The 13,352-nt window shown below is 30.8% G+C and carries 15 protein-coding genes; 11 read left to right on the top strand and 4 right to left on the bottom strand.

From position 1 onward, the window contains the following. Positions 1–14: 14 nt before the first annotated feature. From WHD07_RS04900 to WHD07_RS04855, 10 genes are all read left to right on the top strand, one after another. Entirely contained in the window at positions 15–536 is a 522-nt protein-coding gene (locus tag WHD07_RS04900; RefSeq protein ID WP_343330294.1) for a DUF6913 domain-containing protein, read from the top strand. 99 nt (positions 537–635) lie between these two features. Continuing rightward, positions 636–1,511 carry a 4-hydroxy-tetrahydrodipicolinate synthase gene (gene dapA, locus WHD07_RS04895; protein ID WP_343330293.1) on the top strand — a complete coding sequence of 292 codons (876 nt, stop codon included), beginning with the start codon at positions 636–638 and terminating at the stop codon, positions 1,509–1,511. A gap of 27 nt (positions 1,512–1,538) precedes the next feature. After that, complete coding sequence (locus WHD07_RS04890; RefSeq protein WP_105049205.1) at positions 1,539–2,048, top strand: ferritin; 510 nt, start codon at positions 1,539–1,541, stop codon at positions 2,046–2,048. Positions 2,049–2,175: 127 nt separating this feature from the next. Next, on the top strand, positions 2,176–3,042 hold the full coding sequence (locus WHD07_RS04885) for an outer membrane protein assembly factor BamD (protein WP_105049204.1): 867 nt from the start codon (positions 2,176–2,178) through the stop codon (positions 3,040–3,042). A 9-nt stretch (positions 3,043–3,051) separates the two neighbouring features. Then, a complete protein-coding gene (locus WHD07_RS04880; RefSeq protein ID WP_105049203.1) occupies positions 3,052–3,372 on the top strand; it encodes a DNA-directed RNA polymerase subunit omega in 321 nt (106 codons plus the stop codon). Next, on the top strand, positions 3,372–4,583 hold the full coding sequence (gene coaBC / locus WHD07_RS04875; RefSeq protein ID WP_343330292.1) for a bifunctional phosphopantothenoylcysteine decarboxylase/phosphopantothenate--cysteine ligase CoaBC: 1,212 nt from the start codon (positions 3,372–3,374) through the stop codon (positions 4,581–4,583). The genes WHD07_RS04880 and coaBC overlap by 1 nt, the downstream gene beginning before the upstream one ends. Positions 4,584–4,666: 83 nt before the next feature. Then, positions 4,667–5,557 (top strand): DUF4835 family protein, encoded by an 891-nt coding sequence (locus WHD07_RS04870; protein WP_343330291.1) that lies wholly within the window; start codon positions 4,667–4,669, stop codon positions 5,555–5,557. A 72-nt stretch (positions 5,558–5,629) separates the two neighbouring features. Beyond that, positions 5,630–7,282: a DNA repair protein RecN gene (gene recN, locus WHD07_RS04865; protein ID WP_343330290.1), complete on the top strand. Its 1,653-nt coding sequence runs from the start codon at positions 5,630–5,632 to the stop codon at positions 7,280–7,282. An 85-nt stretch (positions 7,283–7,367) separates the two neighbouring features. Further along, a complete protein-coding gene (locus WHD07_RS04860) occupies positions 7,368–8,174 on the top strand; it encodes an enoyl-ACP reductase FabI (RefSeq protein WP_343330289.1) in 807 nt (268 codons plus the stop codon). 304 nt (positions 8,175–8,478) lie between these two features. Then, positions 8,479–9,432 (top strand): glycosyltransferase, encoded by a 954-nt coding sequence (locus tag WHD07_RS04855; RefSeq protein ID WP_343330288.1) that lies wholly within the window; start codon positions 8,479–8,481, stop codon positions 9,430–9,432. A gap of 197 nt (positions 9,433–9,629) precedes the next feature. Here WHD07_RS04855 and mazG read toward each other — a convergent pair whose 3' ends face one another. From mazG to ruvX, 4 genes are all read right to left on the bottom strand, one after another. Next, a complete protein-coding gene (gene mazG / locus WHD07_RS04850) occupies positions 9,630–10,409 on the bottom strand; it encodes a nucleoside triphosphate pyrophosphohydrolase (RefSeq protein WP_343330287.1) in 780 nt (259 codons plus the stop codon). A gap of 167 nt (positions 10,410–10,576) precedes the next feature. Beyond that, on the bottom strand, positions 10,577–10,999 hold the full coding sequence (locus WHD07_RS04845) for a DUF5606 domain-containing protein (RefSeq protein WP_343330286.1): 423 nt from the start codon (positions 10,997–10,999) through the stop codon (positions 10,577–10,579). Positions 11,000–11,103: 104 nt separating this feature from the next. Beyond that, positions 11,104–11,694: a peptide deformylase gene (gene def, locus WHD07_RS04840; RefSeq protein WP_105049195.1), complete on the bottom strand. Its 591-nt coding sequence runs from the start codon at positions 11,692–11,694 to the stop codon at positions 11,104–11,106. 225 nt (positions 11,695–11,919) lie between these two features. Then, positions 11,920–12,333, bottom strand: coding sequence for a Holliday junction resolvase RuvX (ruvX, locus tag WHD07_RS04835; protein ID WP_343330285.1), 414 nt, complete (start codon positions 12,331–12,333; stop codon positions 11,920–11,922). 197 nt (positions 12,334–12,530) lie between these two features. Here ruvX and WHD07_RS04830 point away from each other — a divergent pair, with 197 nt between their 5' ends. Further along, entirely contained in the window at positions 12,531–13,346 is an 816-nt protein-coding gene (locus tag WHD07_RS04830) for a 2,3,4,5-tetrahydropyridine-2,6-dicarboxylate N-succinyltransferase (RefSeq protein WP_343330284.1), read from the top strand. Positions 13,347–13,352: the final 6 nt, after the last annotated feature.

Below are 13,352 nucleotides of genomic sequence, written 5' to 3'. Positions count from 1 at the left end.
AGAGCAGGTAAGTAATGAGTTTTTCTAAAATAAAAGAAACTAGGTTAAGAAAAAAGTTTGATAAAAAAGTCTTACAATTAGCAAAAAATAGAACGGTTTCTCAAAAAGAAATTAAAACTGTAGGTATTTTAACAACCGATGCTATTTCTTTAAAGTTAGATGTACAATCTAAAGTAGAAAAGGTACTTGGCGTAAGAAATATCAAAATTTATAATTTTAAGAAATATAATAAATCAGATGCCGTTTCTTTTAAACATTTTTCTGAAAAAGATATCAATTGGAAAGGTCATTTTATACAACCTAATTTTAAAAGTTTTTTAGAAGAACCGTTCGATTTGTTAATTGGTTATTTTAAAGAACCTAATTTGTATTTACAAAATGCCGTTTTAGAATCTAAGGCTACTTTTAAAGCAGGTTTTTCTGATGTAAATTCTAAATTGTACGAATTAGAAATTGTAGAAAACACAGAACACTTAGATCTATTTGCTGCAGAGCTAAAAAAGTACCTTATAATTTTAAAAAAGCTAAAAAATTAAACTTTAACAATAAAGTTGTTTATTCTTGGTAAGAATTGTTTTTTTAGTGATGGAATTCAGCTTAATATTGTAATTTTACCCCTTATAAAATACATAATAATGCAAAAATTTATTGGAACTGGAGTTGCGTTGATAACACCTTTTAAAGAAGACTTAAGTGTAGATTTTGATGCACTTGTAAAATTGGTGAATTTTAACATCGAAAACGGAACAGATTATTTAGTAATCAATGGTACTACTGCAGAAAGTGCAACAATTACCAAAGAAGAAAAACAAGAGATCATTAACGTTATTATTAAAACAAATAATAAACGATTACCTTTAGTTTTAGGTGTAGGTGGTAACAATACGGCTTTAGTAATAGAAGAATTACAAACAAGAGACTTTACCGGAATTGATGGTATTCTTTCTGTTGCACCATATTATAGCAAACCAACACAAGAAGGTTTTTATCAGCATTTTAAAGCCATTGCACAAGCTACAGATTTACCAATTATTTTATATAATGTGCCTGGTAGAACTGCAAAAAATATGGAACCAGCAACCACTTTACGTTTGGCAAATGATTTTAAAAACGTAGTTGGGGTTAAAGAAGCAGGAAATAACCAACAACAATATTATACCTTATTAAGAGACAAGCCAGCAGACTTTTTAGTAATTTCTGGTGATGATGATTTGGCTTTAGGAGTTGCCTTAGCAGGTGGTTCTGGAGTGATTTCTGTAATAGGACAAGCTTTTCCTAAAGCATTTTCTACCATGATAAATCATGGTTTAGCAGGGAATAACAAAGACGGGTATGCAATTCATTATAAAATGATGGATGTTGTAGATTATATTTTTGCAGAAAATAATCCTGCAGGAATAAAAACTGTTTTACAAGAATTAGGTATTTGTAAAAACGATGTTCGTTTACCTTTAGTAAAAGCAAGTACAGAACTTCAATCTAAAATTGCTAAATTTGTAAAGAATTTCTAGATTTACAAACAACTTAAAATAAAAAACATGTTATCACCAATTATTGAAAAAGCATTAAACGAGCAAATAAGAGTAGAAGCACAGTCTTCTCAAATATATTTGGCAATGGCTTCTTGGGCAGAGGTTTTAGGATTTGAAGGTGTAGCGCAGTTTATGTATGCACATTCAGACGAAGAAAGAATGCACATGTTAAAGTTGGTGAAATTTGTAAATGAACGTGGTGGACACGCAAAAGTATCTGCATTAGATGCGCCACCAGTAGAATTTGGTGCTTTTAAAGAAATGTTTCAAGAATTATTTAATCATGAGGTTCATGTTTCTGCTTGTATTAATGATTTGATTGATATTTGCTTGAAAGAAAAAGATTATGCAACCCATAATTTTCTACAATGGTATGTGTCTGAGCAGATTGAAGAAGAAGCATTGGCAAGAAATATCTTAGATAAAATTAAATTAATTGGAGATGATAAAGGTGGTTTCTATTTGTTTGATAATGATATTAAACAATTAATTACAGCAGCAACTCCTGCAGAGTAATAACATTAACAAACTTTTAGCAGCATATAAAATCTTTTTTTACGTTTTTTGTGTCATTATTATATGACATAATTTACTGTCAAAAAAAACGTTTTATTAATCCATATTTAATCACTAATTTTGCACGATGCAAAAAATTAAAAATTTAGCGTGTTTATTGATGTTCTCACTTGTATTAATTTCTTGTGGAGAATATCAAAAAGTATTAAACAAAGGTACATCTGAAGAGCAATATAAAATGGCTGTAAAAATGTACGAAGGTAAAAAGTACGGTAAAGCTTTACGTTTGTTTGAGAAAATAACACCAACATATAGAGGAAAACCACAAATGGAGCGTATCCAGTTTATGGTAGCGCAATCTAATTTTAACGAGAAAAACTATAGTATTTCTGGTTATTATTTTGATCGATTTGCAAAAAATTACCCTAAAAGTTCTAAAAAAGAAGAAGCTTCTTTTTTATCTGCTTATAGTTATAAGTTGGCGTCACCTAAATTTAGTTTAGACCCAACAGACACTAATAAGGCATTAGAGGCTTTTCAGAGTTTTATTAATACCTATCCAGATTCAGACAAGATAGACGAAGCAAATCAGCATTATAAAGAACTAAGATATAAGCTTCAGAAAAAATATTTCGAAATTGCTAAAACATATTATAGAACTGCAGAGTACGATTTAAGAAACTACAAAGCAGCCATACAAGCATTCGATAATTTATTGTCAGACTATTTAGGTTCTGAATTTAAAGAAGAAGCATTGTACTACAGGTTAAAAGCAGCTCATGATTTTGTGTTAAAAAGTTATGACAGAAGAAAGCCAGAACGTATAAAAGATGCTATAGAAGCTTATGAAAAGCTAAAAAGAAATTATCCAGAATCTCAATACATGGAAGATTCAGATAAAATGTTGGCAACCTTACATCAAGAACAAGAAAGAATAGACGCTATAATTGCAAAACAAGTTAAAGTTAATATTCAAAAATCAAAAAAGAAATAATAACGAATTATGGATTATAAAGATACAAAGGCACCTTTAAGTACAATTACTTACAATAAGGTTGAAATAGAAGCTCCTACGCAAAATATTTATGAGGCTATTTCTATTATTGCTAAAAGAGCAAATCAAATTAACGGAGATTTAAAGAAAGAATTGGTTGATAAATTAGAAGAGTTTGCTACTTATAACGATAGTTTAGAAGAGGTTTTTGAAAATAAAGAACAAATAGAAGTTTCTAAATTTTACGAAAGATTACCAAAACCAACCGCAATGGCTGTTGAAGAGTGGTTAAAAGGAAAAGTATATTTTAGAACTCCAGAAGCAGAATAATGTCCGTTTTAAGTGGTAAAAAAGTTCTATTAGGAATTACTGCTGGAATTGCTGCATACAAAACGGCTGGTTTAGTTCGTTTATTTATAAAATTAGGCGCAGAGGTCAAAGTAGTTATGACTCCTGCGTCTAAAGATTTTATAACACCTCTTACACTTTCTACACTTTCTAAAAACCCTGTTTATTCTACTTTTTACAATAAAGAAGATGAAGAAAACGAGTTGTGGAATAATCATGTAGATTTAGGTCTTTGGGCAGATTATATGGTCATTGCACCAGCAACTGCAAATACCATGTCTAAAATGGCAAATGGTACGTGCGATAATTTATTGTTGGCAGTTTATTTGTCTTCTAAATGTCCGGTATACTTTGCACCCGCAATGGATTTAGATATGTATATTCATCCGGCTACCAAAGAGAGTTTACAAAAATTACAAAGTTTTGGTAATACAATGATTCCTGTAACATCTGGTGAGTTAGCAAGTGGATTGGTTGGAGAAGGTAGAATGGCAGAGCCAGAAGATATTGTATCATTTATAGAAAATGATGTTTTATCTAAATTGCCTTTAAAAGGTAAAAAACTATTACTTACTGCTGGTCCAACGTATGAAGCCATAGATCCTGTTCGTTTTATTGGGAACCATTCTTCGGGTAAAATGGGATTTGCAATTGCAAAAGCAGCGGCTAATTTAGGGGCTGAGGTTTATTTAATTTCAGGTCCAAGTCATCAGCAAATACAACATTCTTTAGTACATCGCATAGATGTTGTTTCTGCAGAGGATATGTACAAAGCGGCACATACCTATTTTAAGGAAGTGGATATTGCCATACTTTCTGCGGCTGTAGCAGATTATAAACCAAAAAATATTGCCACTCAGAAAATAAAAAAGACAACATCTGCGTTAGAAATTGAGTTGGCACCTACAAAAGACATTTTAGCTTCATTAGGTGAAATTAAAAAGAATCAATTTTTAGTTGGTTTTGCTTTAGAAACCAATAATGAGTTGGCAAATGCAAAAGAAAAGCTGAAACGTAAAAATTTAGATGCCATTGTTTTAAATTCTTTACAAGATAAAGGTGCTGGTTTTGCAACAGACACAAATAAAATTACTATTATTGATAAAGATTTGAATGAAAAAACGTTCGAATTAAAATCGAAAGTAGAAGTAGCTAAAGATATTATCAACGAAGTTATACGTAAAATATCTTAATATTTTTGGTCTCCTCGAGCGCAGTCGAGAGGTTTAAAAGAAGGTCTCGACTGCGCTCGACCGGACAGTAAAAAATTAAATAGATGCGTAAACTTATATTCTTTTTTCTGTTAATATTTTCAGTTTCTGTGCTAAAGGCTCAAGAATTGAATTGCTTGGTTACTGTAAATTATAATCAAGTACAAGGTTCAAATACCCAGGTTTTTAAAACACTAGAAAAATCGTTGTCTGAGTTTATCAATCAAACTAAATGGACAAATAACGAGGTAAAACCAGAAGAAAGAATAGATTGTGCATTTACAATTATTATTAGTTCTAGAGATGCTAATAACTTTAAAGGAACCTTACAGGTACAATCTACAAGACCTGTTTTTGGCTCTACGTATGCATCTCCAATATTAAATTTAAAAGACAACCAATTTAACTTTACGTACAATGAATTTGATCCATTAATTTATAATCAAAATTCGTACGATAGTAATTTAATTTCTACCATTGTTTTTTATGCAAATATTATTTTAGGGGCAGATGCAGATACTTTTAAAAGAAATGGTGGAGAACCTTATTTTAAAGAAGCAGAAAATGTAATGTTGCAAGCACAACAAAGTGGTTTAAGTCCTTGGCAAAATGTGGTAGGAAAACAAAATCGATTTTTATTGATTGATAGTTTTTTATCACCAAAACTTACTGCGTACAGAACTGCAGTTTATAATTATCATAGAAGAGGGTTGGATGAGTTTTCTTTAAATAATGGTATTGCTAAACAAAATATGGAAGAAGCTGTAATCTCCTTAGAAAGTATTTATAACAAAACCGTTGGTAACTATTTAATACGTGTATTTTTTGATGCAAAAGCAGATGAAATTGTAAACATGTATTCTGATGATGCTGTAACAAGAAATCAAGATCGATTAACCGAAATAGTTAGAAAATTATCTCCGAACAACAACGCTAAGTGGAAAAATATTAAGTAAAAACATTCCTTATAATTATTGTTTAATCTTGATACAATTTTCCTTAATTTTATCTTCTAAAATTCAGAAAATTTGTTAACACAACTTTCCATTAATAACTACGCTTTAATCAATCAATTATCTATTGATTTTTCTTCTGGTTTATCTATTATTACAGGTGAAACTGGGGCAGGTAAATCTATACTTTTAGGAGCCTTAGGTTTGGTGCTTGGTAACAGAGCAGATTTATCTTCGTTAAAAGATACATCTACCAAATGTATTGTAGAAGCAAAAGTTGCGCTTTCTAGTTATCATTTAGAAGATTTTTTTAAAGAAGTAGATTTAGATTACGAGTCTGAAACCATTATTAGAAGAGAAATTTTACCATCTGGTAAATCAAGAGCTTTTGTAAATGATACGCCTGTTACATTATCGGTTTTAAATCAATTAAGATCTAAATTGATAGATGTACATTCTCAGCATCAAACAATGCAATTGTCAGACAACAGTTTTCAGTTTACTATTTTAGATGCATTGGCAAAAAATCAAGCAAGAATTGCTTCTTACCAAAGAGGTTTTTTACAACTTAACAAATTAAAAAAACAACTTAACAAATTAGAAGAAAAACAGTCCATTGCAAATCAGAAATACGACTATAATTTACATCTTTTTAAGGAATTAGAAGAAGCTAAAATTAAAGTTGATGAGCAAGAGATTTTAGAAGAAAAGCTAGAGAAATTAAATAATATAGAAGACATAAAAGATAATTTATCGGAAGCATTAGAGCTTACGATAAACGAAGAAATCGGAATTCAGAATTTACTAAATACCTTAGACAATAGACTGACTAAAATTTCTACGTTTTCTAAAGAATATCAAACCTTATCAGAAAGAATTACTTCTGTAAAAATAGAAATTGATGATATTGTTTCTGAATTAGAAGATGCCAATGAAAATGTAGATTTCAATCCTAATGAAGCAGAAGAAATTAATGACAGATTACAATTGTTATATAATTTACAGAAAAAACATGCTGTTAGTTCAAATGAAGAATTACTACAAGTTTTCGAAAAAATTTCTGAAGAAGTAGGTGATGTAGAATCTGCAGATGAAGTGATCAATTTAAAACAAAAAGAAATAGATGATGTTTCTGAAAAATTAGATAAGGTTGCAGGTTTAATTTCTAAAGCAAGAACAAGTGCAATACCTAAATTAACAAAAGAATTGCAAGTTTTGTTAACCGATTTAGGAATGGAAAACGCTCGTTTTTCAATAAAGATAAAAGCAACTAAAAATTATTTTTCAAACGGTAAAGACGAATTAGAATTCCTTTTTTCTGCAAATAAAGGCGGACATTTTGGTGAATTAAAGAAAGTGGCTTCTGGTGGAGAATTGTCTAGAATTATGTTATCTGTTAAAAAAGTATTGTCAGAAAACACACAATTACCAACCATTATTTTTGATGAAATTGATACGGGAGTTTCAGGAGAGGTTTCTAACAAAATAGCTGCCATTATGCAGCAAATGAGTAATAATATGCAGGTAATTGCCATTACGCACTTACCACAAATTGCCGCAAAAGGAGCAAATCACTACAAAGTGTATAAAAAAGAAATTAACGGAGTTACCACTACCAACTTAAAGCAATTAACTACAGAAGAACGTATTGTAGAAATTGCAGAAATGTTAAGTGGTAAAGATATTTCCGACTCTGCATTAACCCACGCAAAAGAATTATTGAATTAGTTTATATAAAACTTATAAAGTGAGATGGTCATTTCGAAATGAGCTTTCTAGCAATTGAGACATCTTATAAAAAATATTTAGCAACATGTACAACTTACTAAAAGGAAAAAAAGGAATCATTTTTGGCGCTTTAAACGAAAACTCTATCGCTTGGAAAACGGCGCAAAGAGCACATGAAGAAGGAGCGGAATTTGTATTAACCAATGCGCCGGCTTCTATAAGAATGGGCCAATTAGATGTTTTGGCAAAGAAAACAGGCTCTCAAATTATTCCTGCAGATGCTACTTCTGTTGAGGATTTAGAGAATTTGGTAGAAAAATCTATGGAGATTCTTGGGGGTAAAATAGATTTCGTTTTGCATTCCATCGGTATGTCTGTAAATGTTAGAAAAAACAAACCGTATACAGATCCAAATTACGATTATACCACAAAAGGTTGGAATGTTTCAGCCGTTTCTTTTCATAAAGTACTCAATGTTTTGTATTATAAAAAAGCCATGAAAGAGTGGGGGTCTATCGTAGCCTTAACCTATATGGCGGCGCAAAGAGTGTTTCCAGATTACAATGACATGGCAGATAATAAAGCCTATTTAGAGTCTATTGCACGTAGTTTTGGGTATTATTTTGGTAGAGATTTTAAAGTGCGTGTCAACACCATTTCTCAATCTCCAACACCAACAACAGCCGGAAACGGCGTAAAAGGTTTCGACGGATTTATCAATTTTTCAGAAAAAATGAGTCCGTTAGGCAATGCTTCTGCGGCCGATTGTGCAGATTATACCATTTCTTTGTTTTCAGATTTAACCAAGAAGGTTACGTTGCAAAATCTGTTTCACGATGGAGGATTTTCTAACATGGGCGTAAGTGATGCTGTTATGGATAAGTTCGAATAGTTTTATAAGAAGCTATTTCCTGCTTTCCGTTATATCTTTTTATTGCTGTCATTACGAAGTTTTCTTTTTTGTAAACTGTGGCAATCCCTAAATCGGAAAGAGATTACTTCGTTCCTCGTAATGATGCTTTTTTAAAGGAGATAAAAAGGATGCCACTTCAATCAGGGCTAAACTTGTTTGCTAACTTTTTTAAAGATGAGAGCAAGTAACAGCCTAATTTTTTAACTTTGATAACTGATAACTGATAACTGATAACTGATAACTGATAACTGATAACTGATAACTGATAACTGATAACCGATAATTGAAATACTCCATCATCATACCCGTTTACAATCGTCCTACAGAAATAGACGAATTATTAGAAAGTCTAACACAACAAGATTTCTCTAACGATTTTGAAGTTTTAATTATAGAAGACGGCTCTTCAGAAAAAAGTGATGTTATTGTAGAGAAATATAAAAATCAATTAGATTTAAAATACTTCTTTAAAGAAAACAGTGGAGCAGGAGCAAGCCGTAATTTCGGAATGCAGCAAGCTACAGGAGATTATTATACCATTTTAGACTCTGATGTTATTGTTCCAAGTCAATATCTATACGAAGTAAATAAAGCATTAGAAATCAATTTTACAGATGCTTTTGGAGGACCAGACGCGGCACATAAAAGTTTTACAGCATTACAAAAAGCCATTAATTACTCTATGACTTCGGTGTTAACAACCGGCGGAATTCGTGGTAAAAAACAAGCTGTAGGTAAATTTCAACCAAGAAGTTTTAATTTAGGACTTTCGCAAAAAGCTTTTAACAAAACACAAGGTTTTTCTAAAATGAAAAACGGAGAAGATATCGATTTAACATTCCGACTTTGGGAAAATGGTTTTGAAACGCAATTGATAGAAAAAGCATTTGTTTATCATAAAAGAAGAAGCTCTATTCAGCAATTTTTTAAACAAACTTTTGGTTTCGGAACTGCAAGACCTATTTTGAATAAAAAATATCCAGAAACAGCAAAACCAACCTATTGGTTTCCTTCTTTGTTTATTATAGGGATTGATGTGAGTATCATTTTAGCTGTCTTTGGCTATAATCAATTACTCTATTTTTACGGATTTTATTTCTTGCTAATTTTCTTAGATTCGTTATTTCAGAATAAGAATGTACAAGTAGCTTTTTTAAGTATGTTTACTTCTTTAACGCAGTTTTTAGGATACGGATTAGGCTTTTTAGAGTCGCAATTTTATCCGAAGAAATCGTAAGATTTGGCTAAAGCCTTGTTGTAATAAAATCTATTTATCCTATGGATAAATCCATAGGCAATTGAATAATATAAAAGAAAAGATATTGTTTTGTTATAAATAGGCACTGGCTTTAGTGCTAAATTAATGAGATAAATATTGGCTTTAGCCAAAGTTTAAGAATATGTATTCTTCTGAATAAAAAAGTTTTAGTTTTTTTATTTAAAAAATTCTTTCGACTTTTCCCAATACACGTCCATTTCAGTTAAGGACATATCCGCAAGTTCTTTGCCTTCTTTTTTGGCTTCTTGTTCTAGAAATTGAAAACGATTAATAAATTTCTTATTCGTTTTTTCTAAAGCATTTTCTGGGTTTACACCAATAAAACGAGCGTAATTGATCATAGAAAATAAGACATCACCAAATTCTTTTTCAGTTTCTTCTTTATTTCCTGCTTTTACTTCTTCGTTTAATTCTGTTAATTCCTCTTGTACTTTTTCCCAAACTTGTTCTGGGTGTTCCCAATCGAAACCAACACCTTTTACTTTTTCTTGAATTCTACTTGCTTTTACAACGGCAGGTAAACTTTTAGGAACACCTTCTAAGACAGATTTGTTTCCTTCTTTTAATTTTAATTGTTCCCAATTTCGTTTTACTTCTTCTTCGGTATCAGCAACAACATCGCCATAAATATGAGGATGTCTGTGTATTAACTTATCAGAAATGGCATTGGCAACATCAGCAATATCAAAAGCTTTTTGTTCGCTTCCAATTTTAGCATAAAAGACGATGTGCAAAAGCACATCGCCTAATTCTTTTTTTATTTCTTGTAAATCATTGTCTAGAATAGCATCTGCCAATTCGTACGTTTCTTCTATGGTAAGATGACGTAAACTTTCTAAGGTTTGTTTTTTATCCCACGGACATTTCTCTCGAAGGTCGTCCATAATATCTAACAATCTGTTAAAAGCCGCTAATTGTTCTTTTCTGCTATTCATGTTTTTTAGTTTCTAAACTGAACGTTGTATTAATTTTATAGTAAACCTAATAAGTCTATGAGATTTCTCAATCGCTTAAAAAAGCTCATTTCGAAATGACAGTCGTTATATTTTTTTAGTTTTGAATACTGAATACTGAATACTGAATACTGAATACTGAATACTGCTTACTCCTTTCCACTTTCTTCAGCAGTTACTTCTTCTACTTTAGGAAACTCCATACCCGCTTTTACTAAAATATTAAACCATTGAATTACTTTTTTAATATTAGAAGCATACACTCTTTCTTCATCATAACCAGGTAATACTTCAGAGAAAAAAGCAGTTAATTTATTGCTACTTTCTTTATGAGACATCGCTTCTTTTCCTGCTGTTTTTTCAAACATAGAAGTAAAAATGTTTAATAAAGGAACATCTTCTTCATACGTGTAAATTGCAATATTTTCTAACAAACTTACATTTTGAGCAGCATTAATAGCTACACGCTTTTTTTCTACTAAAGATTCTGCAATTACAGCATTTTTAGATTGAGATATTACTTGAAATAATCCTGGTTTACCTGTTACGGCAATAATTTTGTTAAATTCCATATGTGTTTTTATGTTTTTTTTGTCTGTTTAAGCTTATTTGAGAGGTTGTTTTAATCTAAATATTACTTGTTCTCTATTGTGCTTTAACATACATTATTTGTATATTATTTACCTTTTTTAGCATTTGGAAAACGCATTCTGTAATCTGCATGAACTTTTCCTTTAGAAATTTTTTCTAATTTCTTTTTAATCAATCTTTTTTTAAGAGTAGAAAGTTTGTCTGTAAATAAAATTCCATCGATATGATCATATTCATGCTGAAAAACTCTAGCAGCTAAACCATCTAAAGTTTCTGTATGCGTTTTAAAATCTTCATCTTGATACTCGATGGTAATTTCTGGTTGACGAAAAACGTCTTCTCTAACATCCGGAATACTTAAACAACCTTCGTTAAAAGCCCATTCGTCTCCTTCTTCTTTAATAATTTTAGCATTTATAAAAACTCTATTAAAGTTTTTTAATGCTTCTCTATCTTTTTCAGACAATTCTTCGTCATCAGCAAAAGGTGAGGCATCAATAACAAACAAACGAATTGCTTTTCCTATTTGTGGTGCAGCTAAACCAACACCAGATGCATTGTACATCGTTTCCTTCATGTTAGAAATTAAGGTTTCTAAGTTCGGGTAATCAGCATCAATTTCAGTTCCTACTTTACGTAAAACCGGATCTCCGTAAGCTACTATTGGTAAAATCATTTCTTTTTTTTTAAGATTGGCAAAAATACAATTTAGAATTACGAATTACGAATTTTGAATTGCGAATTTTAAAAATGAGTGGCATTTTTTTACTACAAATTCACAATTTGTTATTTTTAATAAAAAACAATGTAAACTAAACTGTTTTTAGTGCTAATATTCTTTATTCGTTAAATAATAAACTTATTTTTTTAATATATAGGTTAGCGTAAACAGTTACGCCTATTAATTTTTGTTGTATAAATAAGATTGTAAAATAATGGTTGCACTAATTTCATCAACCAAAGCTTTATTTCTACGTTGTTTTTTATTTAGCCCTCCATCAATCATTGTTTGAAAAGCCATTTTAGATGTAAAACGTTCGTCAATTCTTAAAAGAGGAATTTTGGGGATTTGCTTTTCAAGCTTCTGTAGAAAAGGAAGTATCAAAGTTTCACTTTCGCTATCCGTATTATTCATCTGTTTTGGTTTACCTACCACAAACAGCTCTACTTTATTTTTAGAAATATATTCTTTTAGAAAAGGAATTAAATCATCTGTATTTACAGTTGTTAAACCAGAGGCAATAATTTGAAGTTCATCTGTTACTGCAATACCTGTTCTTTTTTTACCAAAATCGATGGCGAGAATTCTACCCAAATTAAATGTTTTTTGCAAAAATAAAAGTTATAATCTAATAACCATCGTTTAATTGAAATATTATCAATTAGTTACCTATTAAATTTCAATAAATTGTCAATTGTATTTTAAACAACATCAAATAATCTGTTTAAAAAACGTATATTCGTTCGCGTTTTTGTGGATAGATTTATATTTGCACAAATATACTTATTAGGATGAAAGAAATTAGAAAAATCATAGAAGCAGCTTGGGATAATCGCGAGTTGTTAAAAGAAGAAAATACAATTAACACAATTAGAAAAGTTGTTGATTTATTAGATAAAGGAACATTAAGAGTTGCAGAACCTACAACAGATGGTTGGCAAGTAAATGAATGGGTAAAGAAAGCAGTAGTTTTATATTTCCCTATTCAGAAAATGGAAACTTTAGAAGCAGGTATTTTTGAATATCACGATAAAATGCCTTTAAAAACAGATTATGCAGCTCAAGGAGTTCGTGTAGTTCCTGGAGCATCTGCTCGTAAAGGATCTTACCTTTCACCAGGTACTATTTTAATGCCAAGTTACGTTAATATTGGGGCATATGTAGATGAAGGTACCATGGTTGATACTTGGGCTACTGTTGGTTCTTGTGCGCAAATTGGTAAAAATGTTCACCTTTCTGGTGGAGTAGGTATTGGTGGTGTTTTAGAACCATTACAAGCAGCTCCTGTAATTATAGAAGATGGCGTTTTTGTTGGGTCTAGATGTATTGTTGTAGAAGGTGTTAGAGTAGAAAAAGAAGCTGTTTTAGGTGCAAATGTGGTACTTACTATGAGTACAAAAATTATTGATGTTACTGGTGATGTACCTGTAGAAACTAAGGGTGTTGTACCTGCAAGATCTGTGGTGATACCAGGAAGTTATACAAAGAAATTTCCAGCAGGAGAATTCAATGTACCTTGTGCATTAATTATAGGAAAAAGAAAAGAAAGTACCAATAAAAAGACTTCTTTAAATGATGCTTTAAGAGAGTATGACGTTGCTGTTTAAGAATTA

The sequence above is a fragment of the Polaribacter staleyi genome (genome assembly GCF_038024045.1).
Classification (GTDB): Bacteria; Bacteroidota; Bacteroidia; order Flavobacteriales; family Flavobacteriaceae; genus Polaribacter; species Polaribacter butkevichii.
Note: the sequence above shows the minus strand (reverse complement) of the source record. Positions and strands in the feature narration are given on the sequence as shown.

Bases quoted from the DNA above. Each gene is read 5' to 3' on its own strand.
- WHD07_RS04900 (WP_343330294.1), top strand. From the start codon at position 15: ATGAGTTTTTCTAAAATAAAAGAAACTAGGTTAAGAAAAAAGTTTGAT.
- dapA (WP_343330293.1), top strand. From the start codon at position 636: ATGCAAAAATTTATTGGAACTGGAGTTGCGTTGATAACACCTTTTAAA.
- WHD07_RS04890 (WP_105049205.1), top strand. From the start codon at position 1,539: ATGTTATCACCAATTATTGAAAAAGCATTAAACGAGCAAATAAGAGTA.
- WHD07_RS04885 (WP_105049204.1), top strand. From the start codon at position 2,176: ATGCAAAAAATTAAAAATTTAGCGTGTTTATTGATGTTCTCACTTGTA.
- WHD07_RS04880 (WP_105049203.1), top strand. From the start codon at position 3,052: ATGGATTATAAAGATACAAAGGCACCTTTAAGTACAATTACTTACAAT.
- coaBC (WP_343330292.1), top strand. From the start codon at position 3,372: ATGTCCGTTTTAAGTGGTAAAAAAGTTCTATTAGGAATTACTGCTGGA.
- WHD07_RS04870 (WP_343330291.1), top strand. From the start codon at position 4,667: ATGCGTAAACTTATATTCTTTTTTCTGTTAATATTTTCAGTTTCTGTG.
- WHD07_RS04860 (WP_343330289.1), top strand. From the start codon at position 7,368: ATGTACAACTTACTAAAAGGAAAAAAAGGAATCATTTTTGGCGCTTTA.
- mazG (WP_343330287.1), bottom strand. From the start codon at position 10,409: ATGAATAGCAGAAAAGAACAATTAGCGGCTTTTAACAGATTGTTAGAT.
- WHD07_RS04845 (WP_343330286.1), bottom strand. From the start codon at position 10,999: ATGGAATTTAACAAAATTATTGCCGTAACAGGTAAACCAGGATTATTT.
- def (WP_105049195.1), bottom strand. From the start codon at position 11,694: ATGATTTTACCAATAGTAGCTTACGGAGATCCGGTTTTACGTAAAGTA.
- WHD07_RS04830 (WP_343330284.1), top strand. From the start codon at position 12,531: ATGAAAGAAATTAGAAAAATCATAGAAGCAGCTTGGGATAATCGCGAG.